Origin of the sequence: Nucisporomicrobium flavum (genome assembly GCF_016464385.1) — a bacterium.
Classification (GTDB): domain Bacteria; phylum Actinomycetota; class Actinomycetes; order Mycobacteriales; family Micromonosporaceae; genus Actinoplanes; species Actinoplanes flavus_A.
Genome location: NZ_JADMLH010000011.1, coordinates 284,599 through 309,311, shown reverse-complemented (window position 1 = coordinate 309,311; position 24,713 = coordinate 284,599). Strand labels below are relative to the sequence as shown.

18 protein-coding genes are annotated in these 24,713 nt (G+C 69.1%); 14 read left to right on the top strand and 4 right to left on the bottom strand.

Annotation, left to right across the window (positions count from 1 at the left end; all coding sequences use genetic code 11):
• Positions 1-285: 285 nt before the first annotated feature.
• The 14 genes from IT780_RS26130 (at position 286) to IT780_RS26070 (ending at position 20,550) form a co-directional block, all read left to right on the top strand.
• Positions 286-1,200, top strand: a complete 915-nt coding sequence (locus tag IT780_RS26130) for a DUF4192 domain-containing protein (protein WP_307831384.1) — start codon at positions 286-288, stop codon at positions 1,198-1,200.
• A 341-nt stretch (positions 1,201-1,541) separates the two neighbouring features.
• Positions 1,542-3,329 (top strand): ParB/RepB/Spo0J family partition protein, encoded by a 1,788-nt coding sequence (locus IT780_RS26125; protein ID WP_199514302.1) that lies wholly within the window; start codon positions 1,542-1,544, stop codon positions 3,327-3,329.
• 467 nt (positions 3,330-3,796) lie between these two features.
• A complete protein-coding gene (locus tag IT780_RS26120; RefSeq protein ID WP_199514301.1) occupies positions 3,797-4,561 on the top strand; it encodes a hypothetical protein in 765 nt (254 codons plus the stop codon).
• A gap of 589 nt (positions 4,562-5,150) precedes the next feature.
• Positions 5,151-6,158 carry a bifunctional DNA primase/polymerase gene (locus tag IT780_RS26115; protein ID WP_307831383.1) on the top strand — a complete coding sequence of 336 codons (1,008 nt, stop codon included), beginning with the start codon at positions 5,151-5,153 and terminating at the stop codon, positions 6,156-6,158.
• A gap of 490 nt (positions 6,159-6,648) precedes the next feature.
• Entirely contained in the window at positions 6,649-7,077 is a 429-nt protein-coding gene (locus IT780_RS26110; protein ID WP_199514300.1) for a single-stranded DNA-binding protein, read from the top strand.
• A 78-nt stretch (positions 7,078-7,155) separates the two neighbouring features.
• Positions 7,156-7,623, top strand: a complete 468-nt coding sequence (locus IT780_RS26105; RefSeq protein WP_199514299.1) for a hypothetical protein — start codon at positions 7,156-7,158, stop codon at positions 7,621-7,623.
• Positions 7,624-8,479: 856 nt separating this feature from the next.
• On the top strand, positions 8,480-8,662 hold the full coding sequence (locus IT780_RS26100; protein ID WP_199514298.1) for a hypothetical protein: 183 nt from the start codon (positions 8,480-8,482) through the stop codon (positions 8,660-8,662).
• Positions 8,663-8,859: 197 nt separating this feature from the next.
• Positions 8,860-9,612: a hypothetical protein gene (locus tag IT780_RS26095; RefSeq protein WP_199514297.1), complete on the top strand. Its 753-nt coding sequence runs from the start codon at positions 8,860-8,862 to the stop codon at positions 9,610-9,612.
• Positions 9,613-10,135: 523 nt separating this feature from the next.
• On the top strand, positions 10,136-10,720 hold the full coding sequence (locus IT780_RS26090) for a hypothetical protein (protein ID WP_199514296.1): 585 nt from the start codon (positions 10,136-10,138) through the stop codon (positions 10,718-10,720).
• Between the two features lie 477 nt (positions 10,721-11,197).
• Positions 11,198-12,322: an FAD-dependent monooxygenase gene (locus IT780_RS26085; RefSeq protein ID WP_199514295.1), complete on the top strand. Its 1,125-nt coding sequence runs from the start codon at positions 11,198-11,200 to the stop codon at positions 12,320-12,322.
• A 1,148-nt stretch (positions 12,323-13,470) separates the two neighbouring features.
• The gene (locus tag IT780_RS26080) at positions 13,471-13,818 is read left to right on the top strand and encodes a hypothetical protein (protein WP_199514294.1); all 348 of its coding nucleotides are present in this window, start codon (positions 13,471-13,473) and stop codon (positions 13,816-13,818) included.
• A gap of 531 nt (positions 13,819-14,349) precedes the next feature.
• Positions 14,350-14,481 carry a hypothetical protein gene (locus IT780_RS42830; protein ID WP_267910143.1) on the top strand — a complete coding sequence of 44 codons (132 nt, stop codon included), beginning with the start codon at positions 14,350-14,352 and terminating at the stop codon, positions 14,479-14,481.
• Between the two features lie 681 nt (positions 14,482-15,162).
• A complete protein-coding gene (mobF, locus tag IT780_RS26075) occupies positions 15,163-19,458 on the top strand; it encodes a MobF family relaxase (protein ID WP_199514293.1) in 4,296 nt (1,431 codons plus the stop codon).
• A 57-nt stretch (positions 19,459-19,515) separates the two neighbouring features.
• Positions 19,516-20,550 carry a hypothetical protein gene (locus tag IT780_RS26070; RefSeq protein WP_199514292.1) on the top strand — a complete coding sequence of 345 codons (1,035 nt, stop codon included), beginning with the start codon at positions 19,516-19,518 and terminating at the stop codon, positions 20,548-20,550.
• 467 nt (positions 20,551-21,017) lie between these two features.
• Here the strand turns inward: IT780_RS26070 and IT780_RS26065 are convergent, their stop codons facing one another.
• From IT780_RS26065 to IT780_RS26050, 4 genes are all read right to left on the bottom strand, one after another.
• On the bottom strand, positions 21,018-21,542 hold the full coding sequence (locus tag IT780_RS26065; RefSeq protein WP_199514291.1) for a hypothetical protein: 525 nt from the start codon (positions 21,540-21,542) through the stop codon (positions 21,018-21,020).
• Positions 21,543-21,583: 41 nt separating this feature from the next.
• Positions 21,584-22,279: a DUF981 family protein gene (locus IT780_RS26060; protein ID WP_199514290.1), complete on the bottom strand. Its 696-nt coding sequence runs from the start codon at positions 22,277-22,279 to the stop codon at positions 21,584-21,586.
• A gap of 24 nt (positions 22,280-22,303) precedes the next feature.
• Entirely contained in the window at positions 22,304-22,807 is a 504-nt protein-coding gene (locus tag IT780_RS26055; RefSeq protein ID WP_199514289.1) for a MarR family winged helix-turn-helix transcriptional regulator, read from the bottom strand.
• A 262-nt stretch (positions 22,808-23,069) separates the two neighbouring features.
• A complete protein-coding gene (locus tag IT780_RS26050; RefSeq protein ID WP_199514288.1) occupies positions 23,070-24,188 on the bottom strand; it encodes an alpha/beta hydrolase in 1,119 nt (372 codons plus the stop codon).
• Positions 24,189-24,713: the final 525 nt, after the last annotated feature.

The window sequence follows — 24,713 nt, the reverse complement described above, 5'->3', positions numbered from 1 at the left end:
CTGCGATGACCAGCGCTGGGCCGAGCTCTCGGTGGCTCCGAAACTGAGCGACATCGATCACCCGGCTTTCCCTCGAGTGGCCCCCAAACTGGCTGACTTTCGGATCCCGAACTCGCAGATCTAATCAGCGCCCTGCCGAGCGGCGACGAACCCCACCAGATGACGGGGGCCCTACGTCGTTGCCACGTCGGTAGGGCGCAAAGCCCTCGCGGCTCACCCATCCCGGTCACCAGCGCTGCAACGGCGTACGCCCACCCCCATTCCTGTTGAAAGGCGCGTGCGATCATGAACGACCCTTCACCGGACACCACCTTCCGTAGCCCGCAAGGCCTGATGGGCGCCGTGCCGTACCTGCTCGGGTATCACCCGGGCGATGAGATCGTCGCGGTCTACCTGGGCGGCGATCAGCGCATCCTCGCCGTGGCCGCGGAACCGTTGCGGTTTTCGGCCGAGGCGCTCAGCGAGCACCTGATGCTGCGGGCCCCGGCCGAGCCGTGTGCCGAGGTCGCGTTGATCGGCTACGGCCCACCACCCGTGCAGCCCACCCTGAGCGCGGTGGGCCGCCTCATCGACTTGTTCCTGCCGCTGCACACGCTGCTGTGGGTCACCGGTTCCCGGTGCGTATGCCTACTCGCGGGTTGCTCGTGCCCGGCCGGCCGCGGCATGGACATCGACCCGGCTACCAGCCCGGTCGCCACCCGACTGGCCGTCGAGGGCATGGTGGCCTTGCCATCGCGGCAGGCTCTGGACACCCTGATCGCGCCCGATCTGGTATCCCAGGCGGAGACCGAAGCCGCGCTGGCGGCCCTGGCTGCGGATGTAGCCGTCACGGGGCTGCTCGACGACGTACTGGCCACAGCGAAGCAGCGCCGGCGCCTCACGACCGGGCAACTGGCACCGCTGGCGCTCGCCCTGACGCACCGCGACACCCTCGAAACGGCGTGGGGCGCAGTGTGCGCGTGCATGTGGCAACGGGATCTGTGGCTGGACGTGACCCGCCGCGTCCCGGACCGCTACGTCGCCGGCCCGGCGACGCTGGCCGCCTGGTGCGCCTGGCGGCGTGATGAACACGCCCTGGCCACCGCGGCGTGCAAGCGCGCCGTCCGCGAGGGACCTGGTGACCGGTTGACCCGGCTGGTGACCAGCGTCGTACGCACCCATATGCCCGCGCACCGATTTCGTCGAGCGACCACGCACTGACCCCATCCGTAGTCGGCGCTGACCACCTGCGGACCGGGGTCCGACCTGCCGGTGGCATGGGCGCTGGCCCGCAACGACGCGCCGTTTAAGGGCTCACCGTCTCGTCAGCTTGTCGGCTGCCGGTCGGGTGCCGGCGGGGGCTGGCCATTGATCCTGGCCGCCCGCGGCGCGCCCCCGCACGGCCCACCCCTACCAACCTCCACCCCCGTCGATGTGACCGCCGGGGTGGGCCGTGCGGGTTCACGCCGATCGGCCGGCCCTCGGCGGATCAGGCCAGCCCCGCTCGGGCGCCCGCCCGAGCACAGCTCTCATCACTGCTCTCTGTACGGAGGTATTCCATCGTGACCACCCTCACCAACGACACCGAGGCTTTCCAGGACAACGACGACGCCGTGGCCGACGAGCCTGACACCGCCGCCAGCACCGAGCTAGTCGCGATCGAGCCGACGCTGATCGGCGAGATCGCCGACGAGCCCGTGCACCTGATCACCGGCCAGGACGGCACCCCGTTGCCGTTCCGCGCCGGACTGCTCGACGCCCGATTCCTGCACGAGCCGCAGGGCTTCAAGCGCACCCGGCTGGGTGACCTGAGCAAGCTGATCGCTTCCGTGCGCCTGTTCGGCGTCCGCGCCCCGCTGGTCGTGCGCTCGATCGGGCTCTTCCTGCCCACCGACGCCAACGGTAGGCGGATCGAGGATGCCGAGCCGGTCGAGCACTTCGCTGTCGTCAAGGGAGAGCGGCGCCGCCAGGCGGCGATCAAGGCCGAACGCTTCGAGCTGCCGTGTTTCATCGCCGACACCGACGACGACATCCAGCTCATCCTGCAGTTCCTGGAGCTCAACGACCACCACAAGGACCTGGAGGGCATCGAACAGGCCGAGGCATACCAGATGCTGCTCAATTCCGGCCTCACCGAACAGCAGATCGCCGACGCCCGCCGCACCGACGTCAACCAGGTCCGCACCGCCATCAAGGCCCGCTCCCTGCCCGCCACGGCGCAGCATGCGCTCAACCTGGGCACCCTCACCCTGGACCAGGCCCTCGCGCTGGAGGAGTTCGCCGACGACTCGGACGCCCAGCGCAAGCTGCTGGACAAGCTGGATGACCAGTACGGCTTCAAGCACGAGCTGGCGCGGCTGCGCGACAAGCGCGCCTACGCCCGCAACCGGGACGTGGCCAAGGCGCACCTGGTCCTCGAAGGTGTCGAGGTGACGCCCAAGCCGCGCGGGTTCGGCTACGACGGCACCGCGGTACGCGCGGATCTGCTTCTAGATGCCGACGGGCAGCCGGTCGACGTCGACGCGGTCAAGACCCAGCCCGGCTTCCACGCGTTCGTGGAGAAGGACGGCGGTCAGGCCCGCACTGTCGTGTACTGCGACGACCCGGAGCAGCGCGGTTACACCCGCCGCAAGGAGATCTCGTGGGCGCATCGCGGTTTGAGCCCGGAGGAGATCGCCGCCAAGGAATTGGCCGAGCAGCAGGAGAAGGAGCGACTCGAGCGCCTTCAGCTGGCCGCGACTGTGCGCCGTGAATTCATCGTCGAGAAGTTCGGCACCGCCAAGGGGGCACGGGCGCTGTTCGTGCCGGCGATGCGGGCGGCCACACTGGGCAAGGCGATGGGCCGCTCCGACGACCTGGACGAGTTGTACCGCGCCCTCGGCGGCTCCGACAACGACACCCTCGCCGCCGCCGGCGAGGACCGGCTGCGCCGCAGCCTGGTCGCCAAGTTCATCTGCGCGCTGGAGTACAACCTGAACGGCAATACCGAACCGAACCGGTACTGGCTCGACAAGCAGGCCGCCGTTGCCTGGTACGACGAGCTGCGCCAGCGCGAGTACCCGCTGACCGACGACGAGCAAGAGCTCTACCTGAGCTGGACTGCCTCGGCCGCCACCGAGGACGACGAGCAGGACCAGGACGACGAGGACGACGAGGCCCCTGACACCGCGTTGATCACTGACATCGCGGAATCGCCCGCCGCCGAGAAGCAGGGGGAGACCGTCGACGTCCTCGCGGCGAACGACGACGCGGACCAGGTGGTGGTCGAGGCACCGTTCGACCGCAACGAGATGCGCGCCGACGCGACCGACGAACTGCACGACGTCGACGAGTTTCCCACCGCAGCCTGACGCGCGCCGCGCTGCCTCCCCCGCCGGACGGTGGGGGAGGCAGCGCGGCGTCCACCGCGACCGTGCCTTGGTCCGCTCAGACGGGCAAGCCCAAGTCCGCCATCGGGTGGTCCGCCGCTGACCGTCACGCAACCGGCGCGGGCGTGAAGCGCTTCGCACAAGCGCCACGCCGCAGGTCCGGACTGTGCGCAGTGCTGCTGCGCGAGTCTCGAGGTGCCACCAGCCACCGCCGTTGATGTCCTCCGCGTGGCCGGTCAGGGCTGGTTCGCCGCCGACCTGTCCGTCGGCGGTGTCCCCGCGATGGCCTGCACTGTGCCGGGCCGCATCGCGGTGACCCGCCCCCGGGGAATCCTGCCAATCACCGTCCTGACGCACCGCCGTTGGTGTGCCGGGACGGTTTCCTTTACAGGAGTTGCGCCATGAACCCTTGGTTCACCCCTACCTCACCACCGCCGGAGGTCTGCGCCGTGCGGCGTCCTCTCACCAGCACCGAGCTGGACACGATTCGTGAGCAGATCCACGGTGAGGCTGCTGGCCCGCACGAGTTGGTCGACGCTGTCGTCACCGCGGTCTTCGACGCTCTGCTGACCGGCCAGGGGCGGACGTACCGCGACCACCACGATGACCCGCTGTTCGACCGCAACCGCTACGCGATTCCGGTCAGCCAGTGGACCGCGATCGTCACCACGGTCACCGATCGCGCCTACACCTGGGGCGCTGCCACATCCACCGGCATGAACCTCGCCGCGCTGCTGCCTGCCAGCTACGACGACCCAGCCGTACCCACACCGCCGCTCAAACCCACCGACGACAACCCGCACCTGAGGCGCCTGGACATCAGCCGCGATGCCACCGCCACCATCGCCTCCTGCCAGCAGCACCTGATCGAGCTCGCCGACGCGTACGGCACCGACAGCGACCACTACCGCGACGCCGCAGCCAGCTGGTCGCTGCAGCTCACCGCCCTGATCAGCGCCCCACCCGGCGCGCACCGGGTGCTGCACCCCGACGGACCGCTCTCGCTGTATGTCAGCACCAACGACGCCGACCACTACGGCATCGTCTTCGAGCCGATCGCGCGGCACTGCACCGTCGCTGGCTGCCACGCGGTAACCGCAGAAGATGGCCAGTGGCAGCCGAGTTCTCCTGATGCCGCCGTGATCGATCACGAACACCAGCCCAGCCACCCGGCCGACGGCCCACAGCCCGGCCGGTGGATAACCCGACCCTGACCGCCCGCCGCTGAAACGCCTGCCGGCCGACGCCGGTTGACTTGCTCCGCACCCCAGCAGCAGGCACACCGGCGACGGGCGCCGGCTGACCGGCGGCAGTGGCACACGCCCGTGCTGGCGCCGCCGGCACGACCCGCCACCCGGGTGCGGTGCCGTGTTCGGCGGCCGAACATGGCACCGCGCGTCACGGTGACCGCCGCCGGTCACCGTGACCCAGCCCGCCCTCCACCGTCCGCCGGTCACACCAGCAGGCGGACCGACCGTCGTCGACCTCCTCATCTCCGCGGTCGTGCAGTACCGCCATCACTCAAGGAGCCGTTGTGCCTCACTCCCTTCGTCTCGCACACAGACCTGGCATCTGTGATCCGCGTTCGGCGCCGGCGCCGCGGTCGGGTCGCCGTTGCCCCGCCGCGCCCTGCGGCAGGATCGTGTCCCACGTGCGCCTCGCCGACCGGCCCCGGCGACCTGCGCGTTCGGCACCGCGCCTGCTGGTCGTAGGTCGCCGGCCGCCTGACCGCGGCTACTCCCCCAGGCGGACGCTGCAGGTGTATCCCGAGTTCCGGCCGTACCAGCGCTGTGCAGGTGAGCGGTGAACGCCGCCTGGCCGGCCGACTCGATGGGCAGCGGGGATCCGGAGCCGCCGGTCACGACGGCAGACCTCTTGGCCGCCGCGATCGGCTACGCCGCGGCTGGTATCGCGGTGCTGCCGCTGCACACCCCCGGCGCCAGCGGTGTGTGCAGTTGCCGAGCCGGCGCGGCCTGCGGCTCCCCGGGCAAGCACCCCCGCGTGCGTCGCGGCCTGCACGACGCCTCCCGGCAGCCGCAGGCCATCCGGGCGTGGTGGTCGCGCTGGCCGGACGCGAACATCGGCCTGGTCACCGGGAGCACGCTGGACGTCTGCGACATCGACACCAACAGCGGACTGCACCTGGTTCTCGACCTGCTCGACGTGGTCCGCCCGCCAGGGCCGCTGATCCGTACGGGCTCAGGCTGGCACCTGTGGTACGCCGCCGACGGTCTTCCCAGCCGGGTGGCGATCGCACCCGGGGTGGATTGGCGCGGGCGCGGCGGCCTGGTGGTGGTCCCCCCGTCGCTGCACCACACCGGGACCCGGTACACGTTCCAGCAGCCCTGGCAGAATGCCGGCCTGCCGGTCTGCCCGCCGCAGCTGCGCTCCCTGGTACTTCCCGCACCGCCGCCACCGGTCAGCCCGCCGCCGACCCCGATCGCGGACCTGGACCGCTACGTACAAGCCGCGCTTGCTGGTGAAGTCGAACGCGTGCGCCGTGCGCCGCGGCCGGTGATCAGCGACGGCCGGCGCATCAGCGGCGGCGGCCGCAACGACGCGCTGAACCGGGCCGCGTTCCGGCTCGGGCAACTGGCCGCGCACACTGCCATGGACGAGATGGGCGTGCGTCGCGAGCTCACAGAGGCTGCCCTGAGTGCGGGGTTGGGACGCGCTGAGGCCCAGCGCACGTTGTCGTCCGGGTGGCGAGCCGGGTTGCGTCATCCCCGGCGTCTCGGTGACTGGCAGGGTGCCGCCGGGCGTCGTGTCAGGAGAGCACCGGTTCGCCCATGGCCGGGACCGCACGGCTGACGCGCTGCGTGGCCGTCACCGCGGTGAGCACCCGGCTCGGCCACGGCGCACAGTGGGATGCCGCACCGCCTCGAGGTTGGCTGCAGTACGACGAGTCACTCGGCCGTGGTGCCCGAGACCTACGGTGCGTGGTCCGAGCCGGCGCAAGGTCGGGGTCCGACGGCGGGCAACGACCGCTGATCCGCGATGTGTACGCGCTGCGGTCCCGGCATCCCGGATGGGCTGCTCCGTGGACGTCCGCTGGTCCCGCTGCTGAGGGACCCGAAGGTCAGCCCACCCAGGCCAGGGGGTGCAAGCCCCGGCAGAACATCTTGGCCCACACCGTCTCGCTTCGCTCGACGCCAAGATCTTCTGACTCGATCGGGGCTTGCGCCCCTCGGCCCATGTGCGGGCTATGACCGGCCCCGTCAGCGCGGCACCACGGCGCCCGGATCACCGATCCGGACAGCGTGCATGGGCCGCACCGCATCACCTCAACGGGAGTCAGCACATGTCGCAGTTCACCCTCTCCTTCGAGGGCAACCTCGCCGCCAAGCCCGAACTCGAATACACCGCCACTGGACAGGCACTGTGCCGGCTGCGGATCGCCCACAACCGCCGCCGCAAGACCGAGGGCCAGTGGGTCGACACGACGCCGATGTGGGTCCAGGTCACCGTCTGGGGCGAACTCGCCGAACGGTGCGCCGAGCTGAGCAAGGGCGACACCGTGGTCGTCAACGCCCGCGACGACCTGAACGTGTGGCCCTTCACCCGCCAGGACGGCACCCCCGGCGGCGTCCTGGAGGTCACCGCCGAGAACGTGTCGGTGTCCATGCGCTTCACCGGAGCCCTGCCGGTGCCCAGCGACCACCCGGCCGGCGAGGCGTGGGATCCCGCCACCGCTGAGCCCGAGGCCGAGCGCGAGTTGCAGGCCGCCTGACCGCCTCACCGGGGCCGGTCACACGGCCGGCCCCGGTCTCTCACCCACCAGTCCGACCATCTCCGGGGAGTTGTCGTCATGAGCCAGGAACCGTCGAAGCAGATCTTCACCAGTCTCATCCAGGGCACCGTTCGTGGCCGCAGCGAGCAGGGCCACACCAACAGCGGCGGGCGTGCCTTCGTCAAGTTCCGCCTAGTTCACCGCACCGGCTACCGCAAGGACGGCCGCTGGGTGGCCACTCCGCCGATGGAGTTCGAGGTGACCTGCTGGGACGAACACCAGATGCTGATCGCCCGTTCCCTGCGACCCGGCACCGAGGTCCTCGTCACGGTGAAGAAGTTTTTCGCGTACCTGGACCAGAGCGACGAGCCGACCATCAACATCACCCCGGCCGACATCGTGCCCCTGCCGAGCACCGCGCCCGCCCCGAGCGCACCGCGCCCGCAGCGCAGCGGCGACCTGGTCGTCAGCCCGCACGGCGAAAAGATCGCCGCCGACGCCTGGCCCGACGTCGTCACCGACCCGCAGCTCGCGCATCGCCGCTGAACCGTCCTTCTGCAAGGCCGGTCCGCCTGCGCGGACCGGCCTCGCCGTCGTTAAGGAGGATTCATCCGCATCCACTGGCCCGCGTACGGTTTCCTACGCCGATACAGCGTCCGCTTAAGACGTCGCCGTCATGGTCCCTGGGTCCGCCGTCCGTCATTGCCGAGCTCTGACGCTCGACAAGCGGCGGTTCAGATACGGGTGGAGACCTGTTGCCGCGGCTGGTGCTTCGAGCACAGCTTCGAATGCGGTACTCCCAATGCGCCACGCCCGTGCAGCGACTGCTACGCCGAGCCTGGCACCGAACACATCTACCTCTCATGTTCGTGGTTCGACGACGAACCAGACAGTGATCTCGAATCGGCGACGTGGCCTGACGCCGCCCTATGGCCCGGACATCCCATCGGCGACTCGGCGCCCGTCGTCCGGACCTGATGGAACGTCGAGGCCCAGGCGGCAGTGTCCAGCCGCTTGATCACCCGTTCGACCTCCGGTCCTGCGATGACGCGAAAGACAAGCTCGACGCAGCACCGGAGCACTGCTCAGCTTGGCAACCGGCGTGTCAGCGACGCCCTGACTCCGGCGCTACCGGACGGCGTACGCGGTGGGAACCCCGGGCCACCGCGTACGCCAGTCCTCAGTGATGACCGGCCCGATGAGCGGTAGGTAAGCCGTCAAAACATCTTGGAAGCGCAGCACTGATCTTCCCCGCACGCCTTCCATGCTGCGCTCCCAAGATCTTTTGCCCAACAGCCGGCTTGCCAGCCGCCGCCGCGCCGGTCCCCCAGGTCCTGTCAGCGCGGCAGCCCCGGGTACGAACCGGCGACGCCGCCCCATCCGCACTCCGGAAGGCAGCGCCATGAACGACAACACCGACGTCACCACCGAGCAGACCGCCACTCCCGCCGGCCGGCCGCTGCGTACCGCGGCCCGCCGCTTGAGCCACCCGGTGGTGAACATCTCCGGTCTGCTGGCCGCGCACGTCGCGGCGCTGGCCGTGCTCGAGAAGACGCCGCTGCTCGCCCTGCTCTCGCTGCACTGAAATCCCTGCGGGTCCTGGTGGGGCGCTGCCGTCAGCAGCGCCCCACAGGGCCCGCGGAGCGCGCCACCACCCGCCACGCATGCCCCAGCGCGTCAGCCGCTACCGCGCCCGGCGCGCGAACCGACGCCACCGCTGCGCCAGGCGTCAGCAGTTCTCACTACACACGCTCTGCCGCCATCCTGCAGAAGGACAAGTACATGGACAACGCCATGGCCGTGAACGGCCCGTACCCCGCTACGCCTACCGTGCGGTACTGCGATATCGGAGACCACCGTCTCAGCCCCGGCCAGCCGTGGTACCTGGTCACCAGTCCCAGCCGCGACGGGCGGCAGAACAAGGCAGCGACCTGCGCAACCCATCTGCCCGACCCGGACGACGCCGGCCAGGGCCGTCTCTACCGCGTCGGTGACCTGTTCGACCCCGGCCGCACCAGCTGGCCGCAAGGCCCGCACCTGTGGCTGGACACCGACGGCGACACCCGACTGGCAATCTTCCTGACCGAGCCCAGTCGGCGCGAGATCTCCGCCATCGAGTCCGGCATCGCGCGTTTCGCCTGGACCGAACAAAACGTCAACGGGTTCCTGCTGTTCAAATACGGCGACTCACCGTGGAACGACGCGCCGTTCAACCCGCAGCGGCTCAGCGAGCCCTTCGATGGCCGACCAGTGCCACGCGGCACCCACAGCCGGACCTTCACGTTTCTGGTGCACGCCGACACCGGGCGCATCGCCGCGATGCGGATGTTCACCTGGCCGGCCTACTTCCTCAACCACGTCGTCGACTCCGTGCACCGGCTCGCGACCCGCCCCTACCACGAGGCACAGGCCCACGCGGCACAGCAAGATTTCTACAGGCGCTACCCCGACGGCCCGTCGCTGTACCGCCTCGTCCGCACCTTGCCACCGCACGCCACGTGCACAGGCGGACAACGCGAAGATCGCCCCCACTGACCGGCACAACAACGCCACGGTCGCTGGCTTCGCCCACAACAACTGCTCCTGTGTCTGCGTACGCGCCGGGCAACACCAATGGCTGCATCTGGTTGAGGTGGCGCCCGAGCGGTACCTAGCAGCCGAAGCCCACGAAGACGAACTGCGGCGCTTGCTCGGTGACGTGGCGATCCTCAAGGAACACCGCGTCGGCGTCAGCTACCCACTACCACTGCGCGAGCTACGTCGTCGCGCCCAGCGTGACGACGAGGCTGCCTGACCAGCTCCAAGATCGCGCAGAGCAGGCGCGTCCTCCAGGCCGTGCGCAGATCGTGCCGCGCTGCCGCCGCCGCATTCGCCGGTGCTCAGACCAGCTAAACCCGGCTGCCGACCGGGCGACTTAGGCAGACGCCGCAGGCAGAGACCAACACGGTAACGAACCACCCAGAGCGTCCCGTCGCTTCGGCGCTCGATCCCAGTGCGGGTCGGGCGTCGAGTGGTTTCGGGGCACGGCCAGCCACGCACACGAACTAGGAGTGCGGCCATGAACAATGTCGAATGGGGCGCAATCGAGAGTCAACGCGCTCACCTGATGGCCCCGAGCTACTTGGCCGGCTACGGCCGCCTGCACAACGGCGAGTGGGGCGCCGCCGTCGAGAACGTCGTCGTCTACAGCAGCCGCGAAGGCTTTCGCAAGTGGGCGCAGTCGATTGTCGACCGGCTGCCCGGTGACCGGACCGGCAAACCGCTGGTCCTCGTCGGCCAAAATCAGCAGCAGGCGTGGCTGGCCGGGAGCCACGTGCTAGGCGCCGACCCCGAGGAACGCGCCGAGTGGACGCCGACGGTCGAAACCGTCTGCGACCTGATGCAAGCGGTTGCCAAGAACCGGGCCGCCTTCGGGTGGACTTTCGGCGATGGCGTCACCGAGCTCTTCGCCCAGGTCGACGAGGACGGCGGTGACGACGACGACGGTGGGATGGTCGCCGGCGTAAAGGTCGATGGGTTCTGGATCGGCTGCGAGCCAGTCCACGACGACGACCTCGTGCGGACCAACCGCGAAGGCAGCGGGATAGACCTGGCCCACGCGGTACTCACAGTGATCGCCGACCGCATCAACCGCGCGTACTAACCGGACGTCCCCAACGAGGTCGTACCCGTCGGCCACAACTCATCGCGGCACGACCAGTAGCGGGTGGACCCGCACCGCTATTTCGTGCACCGGCCAATCCGCTGGACCATCCCGCACACCGCTCTGCCGTGCGACTAGGCGCATCCGGCAAGGCGCGCTGCTCGGCTGACGCCGCGCATCGGCGTAGGCCTCTGCGATAGCAGAACTGGGGAATGCGGCGGCCATCACTGCGGGCCGCCGCATTCGCCGGTCCGCAGTGATGACCGACCCGGCAGTGGCCAGCAAGCCGGCAAAACATCTTGGAAGCACAGCACCAGTCATCAGCTACCGGCAGCAGCGCTGCGCTTCCAAGATCTTTTGACCCAAGGACTGGCTTGCCCGCCACCGCCCGCGCCGGTCCCCCCGTGGCCTCGTCAACGCGGCAGCGCCGGTGCAACCGGCGCGAGTCGCGCCAGTTCGCACCACGGAGGCCACGGCATGAATACGCACACCACCGAGCTGCGCGTCGCGGTCGTCGGCGGATCGCTGACGGGCCCGACCGCAGCACTGCTGCTCCAACACGCGGGATTCGACAACGTCGCCCTCTACGAGGCCGTCCCGGCCAGTGCCCCTCTCGGCGGCGGGCTGATCGGCCTGGAGCACTCGTCGCTGGACATCCTCGACCAGCTCGGCGTACCTCAGGACGAGTTCGTCCGCTACGACTCCGAGACGGTCATGGACATCACCGTCCGCGGGCGCCGGCCCGAATCCGAGCGCCGCCATCTGTACGCCGGCCGCAACACCACCTGGACCTTGCTGCACGCGGCCCTGACCCGCCGCCTGCCTGCCGGCACCCTGCACACCGGCCACCGGGTCACTGGCTTGACCGGCGAATCCGGACGGCCGCTGCTGCACTTCGCCAACGGCGACACCGCGCAAGCCGACCTGGTGGTCTTCGCCGACGGCCGCGCCTCGACAGGACGACGACTGCTCGACCCGCAGCGGCAGCTGCGCTACGCCGGCTACGTCGCGCACCGCGGCCAGACAAGCTCGATCCAGCCGCGCCTGCTGGACTTCGTCCGGTTTGAGCCCTCACGCAGCGGGATGCAGTTCAACGTCGCGCCGATCCCCGGCGGCACGGACTGGACCTGCTACCTGAGCGCGACGACCGACCAGTACACCGACTACTTCGGCGCCCCACCGACCCGACGCGTCTTCGCTCTGCCGCAGCACGTCACCGAAGCAGCCCGCGCCGCAGTCGACACCAGCGCTCAGCGTTACCTTCCCGAGGAGCAGGCCGCCCTCGTCCACGCCACCGATACCCGGATGGCCGCCGCGGTCATGGACATCGATCCACCGACCCGCATGGTCTGGCCCGTCGGTACCGGACACGCCGTACTGCTTGGCGATGCCCTAGCGCCGGTCCGCCCGCACACCGCCCGCGGCGCCAACAACGGCATCGAACAAGCCGCCGGACTGTCCGCCGCGCTTACCCAGCACCGCAAGTACGGCGCTAACCTGACTGCTGCTCTCGACGGGTGGCAGCACCGCCACCTGCCCGCCGCTGTCGCCGCCGTAAAACTCGGTCCGGAGCTCGGCCGCAGCTTCGGCCTCGGCGCATAAACCTTAGCCAGCTATGGTCGGCCCGACCGCTTATGTGGTCGGGTCGACCGACCGGGCATCTGGGGCTCGCGATCCTCCAGCCACACCCCGCCTCGGCAGGTCGCCCACCCAGCTGCTGACTACAGCAGGCGAGCTACTCGCGGCACTGAGACTCTTGCCCTGGTTGGCCATGCCACCAGGGCATGTGGCGCCACCGCATGGCTCCGTATACCACGGTCGTCCGGATCTCAGGCCGCGAACCTCTACGTCGCCATTGGCACACAGCAGTCACGGGCCGTCGGGACGGCGCGGCGCTGCCGGCTGGCGAAGACAATCCCGGTACCTGGCTGCCGCCTGGCCGCGATCGAAATGCGCCGCCGCGCTCGGTGGCTGACCACGCAGCGATGACCGAGCCACCCGATGGCGACAAGCCCGGCAGAAGATCTTGGAAGCGCAGCGCGACAACACACCATCGGCTGGAGCGCCATGCTCCTAAGATTTGAATCGAGAGCTGGCTTGCCTCCGCCGTGCGCGCCGATCCCCCGCTGGCCCGTCATCGCGGCACTCACCAGTGGCGGTCTCACACCGATCACACCACTAGGAGGCGACGCCATGTACCAACACCTGCCCTTCGCCGACCGCCGTCAGCGCCGCGATCCCCGCGTTACCCGCCACGACCGCCCGCCAACAGGGCGCCGGGTCCGGACGGACTGCCGCGGCTGCGCTCAACCCGGCCGGGCCTTGACGGCCCGGTAGACCCGAAGCGGCCTGCGGCCGCGCTGCTTTACGAGCATCCTTTCGGCCACTTGCTGCGCCACGAGTGTAAGTTGCGCCCGCCGTCCACCAAATCCGCTGCGGGCTCCTAAAACATTATGCAAACCCCGCATAATCTTTTACTCGAAAGCCCCGCATCGGATTTGGCTCCCGACGGCCGCAACCGAGCGAGCAAGCTCGCCGCCTGCGGCCGAAAAAATGCCGCAGGGTCAAAACCGTCGCCGCCACCTGCGACAACACCCTTCCGATGCGCCAAAAGAAAGCGTATAAGTTCGCGAAAACCGCTTGCGCCATTCATAGATATATGTCGATGAATGGTGTAGGATGGAGTTTAGTCAGGGAGGGCAAACCCTGACGACGTCGACAGGCACAAACAATAGAAGAGAGGCCACATCGTGAGCCGTCACGACCTCACCCCGCTCGACCCGGACACCGTCTCCTGCGTCATCGTCGGATGGGACCGCCCGCTCGGATCGTTCTTCACTCACGTTTACCTCACGGACGACAACAACGAATTTGACGCTCCCACGTTCGAGATCGGCACGGACTTCCGCGAAGTCACCGACCCGGCAGCCGCGATCGAGCTTGCAAGCATGTACGCCAAGGTGCCCGACGGCATGAGCGCCACCCTCACCGCCGACGCCGAGCGGGAGGGAATCTGCGAGAGCCCCGCCGTCGTCGGCATCCTGTACGCAGCGGCAACCCCGCCGGTGAACACCGACGGTTGGCCCTGCCCGTTCTGACGCACCGAATGCCCGGGGGCCGTCACGGTCTCCGGGCATCACTGCATCAAACGATCACCGGCACATGTAGGCCACGCCGCTACGCGCATACCGCGTCGACGCGCATCGAGCACGCCGACACGGGCTGCCGCGCCCGCCCGCCCACGGCGATACCAGCGCACAGCGAACCGAAATTGAAGAGGCCGACGGCCCCTCTCGGGGACACCTCCAAAGAGATGTACGGGCAAGTCCGCCGGCCAACGTCGACCAGACACACCGACGCGTACACGCCGGCAGAAAGGCCGCAACCAGCCTAACCCGCCCCGCGCATCGCCTCAACACCACGACCACCGCCGAGACGGAGCCCACGATGCCCCTCAGCACCCCTCACACGGCGACTCTCACCATCGACGAGCTGGCTGCACTCGCCGCCGAGATCCAACTAATCATCGGTCCTGGACAACGCCACGACCCCGCAACAGCCAAGCACGTTGAAGCGGTCTGCGGACGCCACGGCCTAGTGTTCACTGACGCATGCATTGAGGAGATGCCATGCCGCTGATCAACAACGACAAGTGGGGCCGCCGCGTTGCCCGGATCGGCCCCATCGCCGCCATTGCGGGAGTCGGGCTTGCCCTCACGGCCACCGCCATGCTCGTCATCGCCGTCATCTTCCTTCGCTAGGCGACGCCTCCGCCGACATTGCCGGACTTACCGCCACCGTCGAGGCACCAGACGCAGTCAGGCCGCCAACGGACCGAGCCGCCTCCCCTCCTGCCAGGGGCCGCCCGCTTCCACGCGGACGACCTCGGCGCCGCACCACCGGAGCACCATCGGACAGTTCACCTACCCTCGCACTGACGTCGTCAGCCGATGCACGCTGCTGACCCAGCCGGACCCGCGCCGGAGTCTCCTCCGTCAGCACCGCAGCAATATCCGGTGCCATCAGCGACGCCAGCACCGCCAACGCCACATCCGCGCGGCCCTCCGCTTCCGCCACCGCCTCATCGAGACGCGCGAGCTCCGCCGCCCGCCGCTCCTGCGCCAGGCGGACCGCCGCCCCCGCATCCGTCGCCGCTTTCAACGCGGCACGTTCCGCCTCATGCCGCCGCTGCAGCGCCTCAATAGCTTTGTTCGTTCCCTTGCTAGCCATAGCTTCGACGCTACCTATTTCACAGGCTAGCCCTCCACACCTAGCAGTCGTTGAATGTTAGTTGTAAATGGTCCCTCAATCGTTCAAAATTGCTCACACCATCTCTCATCAGCAGAGAGCTCAGGTCACTCTTCAACCTCTTCTCAGAGCTAGCACACCCCCTGGCATTTCAATGTCGCAAAGGCGCCTGGCGGGTGCCTACGCTCGGCGGCATGCTCTCGGTAACCCGCATTTCGCCAGGGGCCGGGATCGCCTACCTGACGCAGCAGGTGGCCACCGGCCGGCACGACTTCCGGCCCACTGCACCCAGCACAGTGGTCGCCTACCACGCCGACCCGACCGCGCACGGTGAGGCTCCCGGCTGGTGGGCCGGCCAAAGCCATGCTCTGTTCGGCGTATACGGACAGGTCACCGAGAAGCAGTTACAGAACCTCATCGGCGAGGGCCGCCACCCGGAGACCGGGGAACAACTCGGCCGGTTGTGGCGCAAATTCGAGGCCTTGGACGACGACGCCCGCCAAGCCGCCGTTGAGAAGGCGTGGAAGGCGCTACCCGAGGACGCCACCTACGAGCAGATCGCCCAGGTGTGGCTGCGGATCTGGACCGCCCCGGAACGGCACCCGGTCGCCGGGTTCGACGTCACCGTCTCCCCGGTCAAGAGCGTCAGCCTGCTGTGGGCGTTCGGCGACGCCCGGGTCAAACGCGAGGTGATGGCATCGCACCACGACGGCGTGCGCGCCGCCCTGGAGCACCTGCGAGCACACGGTGCGTTCACCCGGTTGGGCACCAACGGCATCGTGCAGGTCGACACCGACGGCCTCGCCGCCGCGGTCTTCGACCACCGCATGTCCCGGGAGAAAGACCCGCAACTGCACTCCCATATCATCGTCAGCTCAAAAGTCCGCGTCGTCCGCGACGGCCGCGAAACCTGGCTCGCGCTCGACAGCAAAGCGTTCTACCAGGCCACAATCGCCGCCCGCATCGCCTACGAACGCGCCGTGGAACACCAACTTGGGCGCCGCCTCGGCGTGCGGTTCGCCGCCCGTGCAGACTCCCCGATCCGCGAAGTCGTCGGGTTCGGCCCCCGCGCGATCCTGCACTACTCCAAGCGACGCGCCGCCGTGGAAACCGAGCTCGACGGCCGCCACGGCGATCCCGGCACCGGCCGCGAATGGATCCCCACCGGCCGGTGGCGGCGTTCCGCGCAGGATGCCACTCTGCGCACCCGCCGGCCCAAGGACGGCCCCGAATCGACCGATGAAGCCGTCGCCCGGTGGCGGCGCGAGGACCGGCAGGCGGGCTTCGACACGACCGCCGACGTCCGCCGGATCGCCGCGGGCCGCACGCTCGACCCTGTCGACCAGCAGGCACGACAGATCATCCGTCTCGCGCAGCGCCGCTGCGCTGGCCGGCCGGTGCGCGTGCCAGACCTTGACGCTGCCGCCGTCCGGCTCGGGCTGGAACGCGACGAGCAACGGCATCCGGTCATCACGGCCGCGATCCGCCGCCTGCCGCACCTGGCCGTCGAACGCGCTGTCGACGAACTCAGCGCCGAACGGGCCGTGTTCAGCGTCGATCATCTCGAGCTCGCTATAGGCCGCCAGCTGCACGTCAGTCCGAGCGCCGACCGGCGCTCGGACTGGCGGCAGGTGCAGCGCTATGCCGCCCAAGCGATTCAGGCTCGGGCCGGCGGGCTACGGGTGCTGACTCCGCCAGCGTTGCTCGAGTGGGGTGAAACGCTGGTCCGCGGATCCGATCGGCAGAGCATCTACGGCCGGCACCGGGACCTGAAGTTGTCCACCGAACCAGTCCTAGCCGCCGAGAAGGAACTGATCGCCTACGCCACCGGCCGCGGTGCCACGGCCGCACCCCGGGCGCTGCTCGACGCGGTCGCGGACCGGCTCGACCTGTCGGACGAGAAACGCGCCGCCCTGCACTTCGCTGTGGGCGACGGCCGCCGGGTCACCGGCATCGTCGGCCCGGCCGGCACCGGTAAGACCTATCTGCAGCGAGCTGTCGGCGTCGCCGCGCGCGAGGCCGGTGTGCCGGTGCTCGGCTTGACGGTCGGGCAGAACGCCGCGTTCGTGCTCGCCGACGCCACCCGCGACGGACATCGACCCGGCATCCGCACCGAGAACATCGCCATGTGGCTACACGCCCAAGCGATGCCGCCCGAAGGCACCACCCTGGCTGATTGGTCGTTCAGGCCCGGTCAGTGGGTCATCATCGACGAGGCGTCACAGGCCTCGACGCTCGACCTGGTCCGCCTCAGCCAGCTCCTCGAACCCGTCGCCGGGAAGCTGATCCTGGTCGGTGACCCCGAGCAGATCTCCGCGATCGGGCCCGGCGGCATGTTCCGCTACCTCGCCTCCCTCGGCACCACCACGCAGCTACGCGAGGTCCGCCGGTTCACCGACCCCTGGGAAGGCCCCGCCTCACTGCGGCTGCGCGAAGGCGACACCACCGTGCTCGCCGAATACGACCGCCGCGGGCGGATTATCGCGGGGCACTGCACCGAGCTGATCCACCACGTCCTCGACGGGTGGGCCGCCGACGTCCTGCAAGGCCGCAGCAGCCTGATTCTCGTCGAAACTCAGGCCGAAGCCGCCCACATCGCCACCCAAGCCCGGCGCCTACTCATCCGCGCCGGGATCGTGCAGGCCGGGCCCACTGTCACCCTCGGCGACGGCACCCACGCCGGCGTCGGGGACCTGATTGTCACCCGCCGCAACAACCGCACCCTGCTCGCCGGGGACACGTTCGTCGCCAACCGCACCCAATGGCGCATCCTCGCACTCGGCCCCGACGGCGCCCTACTCGTCGAAAACCAAACCAGCCACGCCACCACGAATCTGCCCGGCGACTACGTCACCGAACACGTCCAACTCGCCTACGCCGCCACCGTCGACTCCGCACAAGGCCGCACCGTCGACGTCGCCCGCGCCATCATCGACCAAGCCACCACCCGCCCGCGGCTCTACGTCATGGCCACCCGCGGCCGTCTGTCCAACCAACTCGCCGTCGTCACCGCAGACGAACCCCCCGAAGCACACCCACCCGCACCAGCCACCGCCGGAATCACCGTGCTCGCCTCGATCCTGCGCCAAGACGGCACCGACCGCTCCGCCACCGAAACCGAACAAACACTCTGGGCCGACGCCGACAACCTGCGGCACTGGGGACCCATCTACGACGACCTCACCGCCCGCGCCAGCACCGACCAATACACCACCGTCGTCCGCCACGTGGCCGGACAAAGAGTCGCGGACAACCTCGCCGCCGACCCCGCCATGCCCGCACTCGCCGGTCGCCTGCACGCCTTGGCCGCCGCCGGATACGACCCAGACCAAGTCCTCGCGGCCATCGCGTCCGAACGCGAACTCACCAGTGCCCGCGACACCGCCGCGGTGCTCGCCTGGCGCATCGATCAGGCATACCGCGACCTGCAACCCGACCCCGCCGTAGCGCTCAGCCCCGCCCAAGCCGGCACCTACACCCAGCGCACACCCGCCGTTGACGGCGACATCGGCGACGCCCTCCGCCAGGTCACAGCCATCTGCGACACCCGCATCGACGCCCTCGCCCAGCAGGCCGCCTTAGAACAACCCACCTGGACCGCCGCGCTGGGGGCGCTCCCCGACGATCAGGCCGGGCACCGGCAATGGACCAGTCGCGCCGCGGTGGTCGCAGCCTACCGGGATCGCTACAGCATCAACAGCGACGACCCGATCGGTCCCGAACCCTCCACCCGGGACGTCGGCAGGTGGGGTGCATGGCAGCGCGCGCAGACCGTGCTGGGAGTCGCCACTCTCGCCGGGCAGATCAGCTCCGCCACTGACGGGCAGCTTCGAGCACTCATCGCCGCGCAACGCGACGCCGACCAGAACGCTCCCACGTACGTCGCCGGGCAGCTCCGCATCGCCCACACCCAACTCGTCGGCGCCGAGAACCACCTCCGCGACGCTCGCGTCGACCTGGCCACCGCCCAAACCGCCGCCGCCTCTGCAGCCCGGCACGCCGACACCATGAAGCCACGGTGGTGGCACGCCGGCCCCCTACACACCCGGGCCGCGATCCGCCACCAGCACGCCAAGACAGACGCGCTCCGCGCTGATACCACCGTCGACGAACTAAAGGACCGGCTCACCACGGCACGTCAACGCATCTCCACTGCACGCGATCGCGTTCACGAACTCGAAGGCCAGCACCAGAGATGGGCCGGCTGGTACACCGAGGCGCTACCTACCCGCTACGCCGGCCTCGCCGCCGCCGCCGAAGCCGCGCGCCGCGCGCAGAACCTCGCCGACGACGCCAACTCCCTCGCCGACACCATCCGCGCCACCGCGGCCCGGGTCCGCGCCGTCGATGCCACCCGTTTGCAACCTCACGCCCGACCTGTCCCCGAGGACCTCACCGCGCACGCCGACGCCGCACGCCAGCGCGTCCTCGAGGACACCGAGCTCGACGCACCACCCGACCGCTCCGAGCCGGAGGCAGACCGTGCCTGAAACTCACACAACCGCCTCGATCTCGGTACTCATCACCTGGTCGAGCGGGATCCGGCCATGACCACGCACCCAGTCGCGTTCGTCGACGAAGCCTTCATCCGCCTGCACCAACACCCGGGCGCCTACCTGTTCGCCGCTGTCCTCGTCGACGCCGACGACCTGCCCGACGTCATCGACGCCGCCCGCCAAGCCGCCGGACCCCACGAGCAATTCCATGCCAGCGACCTCTACCGCCGCGGCCACATCCAACCCATCGAAGACATGCTCGACACCACCGAAGCCCACGCCGGCTGGACTCTCATGATCGCCCAAGCACCCCTGGGCGAGCACCAGGAAGCCGCCCGACAAGCAGCACTGACACAGCTCTTGCGCCAGCTCAACGACCAGAAGGTTCGCGACGTCGTGCTCGACACCCGCGCCAGCCCACGCGAACAACTCGACACTCAGCTCCAAGGCCGCAAGACCAACCCCAGCGACCTGCCCGACATCACCACCTACCGGCACCTCGTCCGCGGGCAGCACATCAACGCCCGAATGCGGCTGCAACACGTCGACGACCGGCACCAACCCGCACTGTGGCTTCCCGACGTCACCGCCTGGGCCTTCCAGCGCGCGCTGGTGTTCGACGAACCGCAATGGTGGAGCCGGGTCGCGAGTGTTGCGACCATCCACGACGCCGCGACCGGCAAGAAACTGTCCCTGATAGGCGACAGGACCGCTCCACCCACAGGCGAACGCGGTCCCCTAATTCAGAGCCCAAGTGCTCGGAACTCGTTGTCGTCGACCTCATTCTATACGCTCAACGGCGGCACCACGAATCGCACACAAGGGCCCGGCTACCTCTACAACGCCCTGCTCAACCAAGCGATGGAAGCAGGTTCCGCATCGTCCGCCTTCGCGCTTCAGGCCAGCATCGCCGCCCTCTCGGCCGACGTCGACCGACTGACAACCGCGATCTCCGCAACCGCCCAGGACCCTGCACTGCCGAATCACTATCACCCGGACGACGCAGATGCCGGGAGCCTCGATGCGGAGAGGCGGGCCGAGGGACGTACCACACACCGGGAACCCGATGATCCCGGATTCGCCTAACGACGTCGTCCACCTCGAGACGCAGGACGTGGCGACGACGCCCTGCGCGGGTACGCGCCGCCGACGCCACACGCCCGCAGTCTCACGCCCCGGCCCGTCCCGACGAACTTGCCGCGCACGCGGATACCGCATATCAGCGCGTCCTCGAGGCAGTCGAGCTCGACGACCCAACCCCTGATGGGGGCTGATTAGGTGCCGGCTCGCGTCGTCGGCGAGGATCAGGACCGGCGACGCCTCAGTCCAGAAGACCGATCCTGCGACAGGGCTCCTGCGTGGCAGGAGGTAGCGAAATTGAGCGTGCGACTGCGGCTGGCCCTCGACCGTTCCGGAGGAGGCACTCCAGAACGGTCGAGGCCGCTTCTAGCTTTGACGGAGCGCATCAAGAACGTGCTGGGCGCACGCGGCCAGGAGTTCTCTTGTGTCCAGCTGTTCGGTGACGGCGCTGTTCACCGGGATGAGGGCGATGCTCAGGTAGAGATTCCCGTCGTAGGCCAGCAGATGTGGGCCGGTGGGGAATCGGTGTAGATGACGGCCTGCTGGCCGAGCCCTCGCACATCGGTGACCGCGGTCGACCTCTGCTGGGCGCCTCGCATGCCTTCGTAGAAGGCTTGCGCCGTTCCCGCCTTGCTGGTCATGACCTCCAGGGAGATCAAGCTGCGCATCCCGGCGCCCCCGTATTGGTGATTGCAGGTTGCGATCGACGAGGTGCTGGTGTCGCTGAATCGGGGTTGTCCCAGGTTGCCAGCGTCGATGCCTAGATCGCGGGTGAGACGTATGTGGTCCAGCGCGCTGCAGACGTCACGCCGGTTGACGTAGTGAGCTGCGGTGGTGGCGCTCGGGGCCGGGCCGGCAGAATGCACCGGTGCCGACGAGGTTGATGCGCTGGTCGTGGGCTGGGTGGTGCTGCCTGTGTCGCGGCACGCGGCAGTCGCAAACGCCAGGAGCACGGCCGCGGCCGTGCGGGCAGCCGCGGTGATCGATGAGGTGGCCATGAGTCGCCGCCTTCCGGGTGGATGTACAACGGTCACGGGCCCTACCACCGGTAGTCGCTGCCGTCGGCGAGGTTCACGACCATGCCGGTGTGGGTGTAAAAGTTCATCGCGGAGAACAGCGCGAAGCCGATGCCGGCGACCGTCCAGGCCCAGTACAGGATCTGCCAGCTGCGGTGGCTGCCGAGCCGGGCCGCGAAGGGGAACAGCAGGCAGCCCAGCGCGGCGGCACCGTAGAGGACGGCGAAGAAGGTGTTCTCGATGGCGGGGTACTGGTGCAGGAGCCCGGTGATGGGTTCCTCGGCGGGTGCAGCGCTGATGACGTCGAAGCGCAGGATCGCCAGGGTGCACCAGGTCATGACGAGTCCGAGGATGACGACGACGACGCCCACGGGGCCCAGCGCGTCCGGCAGCCGATCGGGGGCGAAGGTTGGTGTGGTCCGGCTGATCCGCCAAGCGGCGGCCAAGAGCAGCACGCCGAGCATCAAAGCTGGCTCTCCGAAGATCGTGTCGATGTAGGGCTTGGCTTCGGCGAGCGGGTGGGTGATGGTCATGGCGCCGCCGAGTCCGGTCAGCAGGAGGCCGAGGACGCCGAACACGGCGGCCCAGCCGCTGTGGTCGGCCGGTGCGCGTACCAAAGGCATAGGCATGCGTTCGTTGCGCAGCCAGGCCCAGTAGCGCGGGACGAGGATCAAGGCAGCGCCGGCTGCGACGCCGATGAGGGTGTTGTACATGATCATGAGTTGGCTCCTGGCAGGTGAAGGTCATTGCTGGTGTGCGGTGATCAGCTGCCGCAGGACGGCGATGTCGTGCCGCTCGGCGCCAGAGGCGGCGTCGAGCAGGGTGTTCAGCTCGGTTATGAGCTGTGCGCGTAGTTGCTGGTTGAGCGCCCAGCCGGCGGCGGTGGGTGCGAGCAGGGACCGGCGGCGGTCTGTGCTGGGGATGCTGCGGCGCAGCAGGCCGCGCCTGATGAGTGCGGTCGCGGAGCGGGTGACGGAGCCTTTGGAGACATGGGCTAGGGCGGCGACGACGCCGGTGTCGACGGGTCGGTGCATGACGCTCAGGTGGAGCACGTCGTAGCTGGTCCAGGTCAGGTGGGCGTCGTAAAGGACGGTGGCCTCGAGGTGACGCCGGGCGAAGTTCGCAGTGCGGCACAGCTGCGTGAGGTGATCCAGCCGCCCCGGGCCGGCGTCGGCGCCTGCGATACCTGGTGTCGCTGACGCCGCCGGCGCGGCGAGGTGGGCACCACCCGACGGGTTCTCGCTCATCGCGGGGCTCCGGTTCCCGGCTCGAGGAGCCTTAGCGGGTAGGGCTGGGCCCGGGTCTTACCGTGGCGGTGGTGGTCACCGCTGGCCCAGTTCGTCAGCGGGCGCACGGGCCAGAACTGGTGCGCGTCGTCGAGCCCGCCCACCGTGCGAGGCAGGCGCCGGGTGTGTCGGGCGGGCCGGTGGCTCGCTGCTGGAAGGTTCATGATCGTGGTCCTCTCCGGTGCGGTTCGGCTGTCGCGGCGGGTCTGCGGGTAAGCGCCGGTCATCGCCGGCACGACGACACCGACGGTGTAGCTCTTGCGCTGTCCTGGTGGTGGAGCCAGGTGGTGATGGCCGTGAACGCCAGCGGGGCGGTGCGGTGCAGGTTGATGGAGTGGCCAGTCCGCGGGATGGTCACCGCCGCGAGTGGCGTGCCGCCCGGAAAGGCGGTGTGTTCGCGCTGGCAGATGTCGGCCGGTGTGGTGCAGGGCTGGCCAAGGCCGCAGAACAGGGTGTCGGTCTGGCCCATGATGAACAGGACGGGCGCGGTGATGGCGCGGCTGTATGCCAGCTCGTCGTCCGGGGTGAAGGTGAGTTCGCCGGTCGTGGCGGTCGTCTTGGTCTGCTCGTCCCAGTGGGCAGCTCCGCGGACGGCGGTGTTCGGGTCGAGGAAGTACCCGGCCCGGCTGCCGGGCCGGGTGGTCAGGTAGCCGTCCGGCGGTGCGGTGTCGACGAATTTGGGGTCGGCGGCAGCCGGGTACAGGTCGGTGGTGAAGCGGGTCATTTCGTCGATGCGGATGTCGTGCAACAGGCCAGTGAGCACGAGCGCGTCGACGTCGTGGTAGGTGGCGGCTTCGGCCATCGCGATGACCGAGCCGTAGGAGTGTCCGACGCTGACGACGCGGGTGAACCGGCCGACGGTGCCGTCGCGTAGCGCCCGGACGGCCTGGTGGGTGACGGTTGCTTCGGTGGTGGTGGTGACCTGGTCGGCGGGTGGCCGTTCGCTGGCGCCGGTGCTGATGCGGTCGATGAGGTAGACGGCGTCACCGGCGGTCAGCGCCGCGGCGGTGTAGTCGGTGCGCTGGTCGGGCCCGGTCCAGTAGCGGTGGGTGTAGGTCAGCCCGGGGATGAACAGCTGCACGGTCGTGGCAGGGCGGGCCGGCCGGCACAGCCATCCGGCGAGCCGGTATGGCGATGTGCCGGGACTGGAGGTCAGCGTGATGGCCAGGTTGTGCCGGGCGCATCCCGGGCGGGCCGCTGATGGCGGTTGCGCATGGGCGGCGGGCGTGGCTAGCGTCGAGCCGGCCAGGATGAGCGCCATGGCCACCGCGAGCGGTGTGAGGAGTAGACGGGTATGGGGCCGCGCGTCTGGGTTGGCGGGCGGTGTGGTGTTGGACAGCATGCGCTGCTCCTTTGGGCGTTGTTGGGTTGGGGCGGTCGAGGTCAAGCGGTACCGGGGAAGTGTGGATATTCCAAGGCTGCGAATGGGTCGGGTCGGGTGGCCGACGGCTTGTCGGATTGGGCTGCTGGTAGTCGCCAGCGAGCTGTGTGTAGTCGCGGTGCGCTTGCGGGCGCTGGGACCCGACGAGTTCCGCACCCGCCGGGGCCACAAGGGCCGTGTCAACGCGTGAGCCGGCGCTACCGGGCAGGTCCCGTGTTCCTTCGCGTCTGGGAACATGGAAATGCGAAGCGTCAGTCCGAGCCGCCACAGCACCGACCCTGCCGCTACGACCCCACGTCGGTGTAGCTGTCTGCGGCTGTCTCCAGCTGTCTCCCCGGCCCGGAGGTTGACGGCGTTCACGGTCCAACTGCTGTGCTCAACGGGAACGGTGACGAAGCCCGGCGTCTTCTCGGATCTGCCCGACGGTTTCAACCCGTTGTGCCAGGCCCGACGGCCTCACTCAGGAGGGAGTGTCGGGCCGCTCGG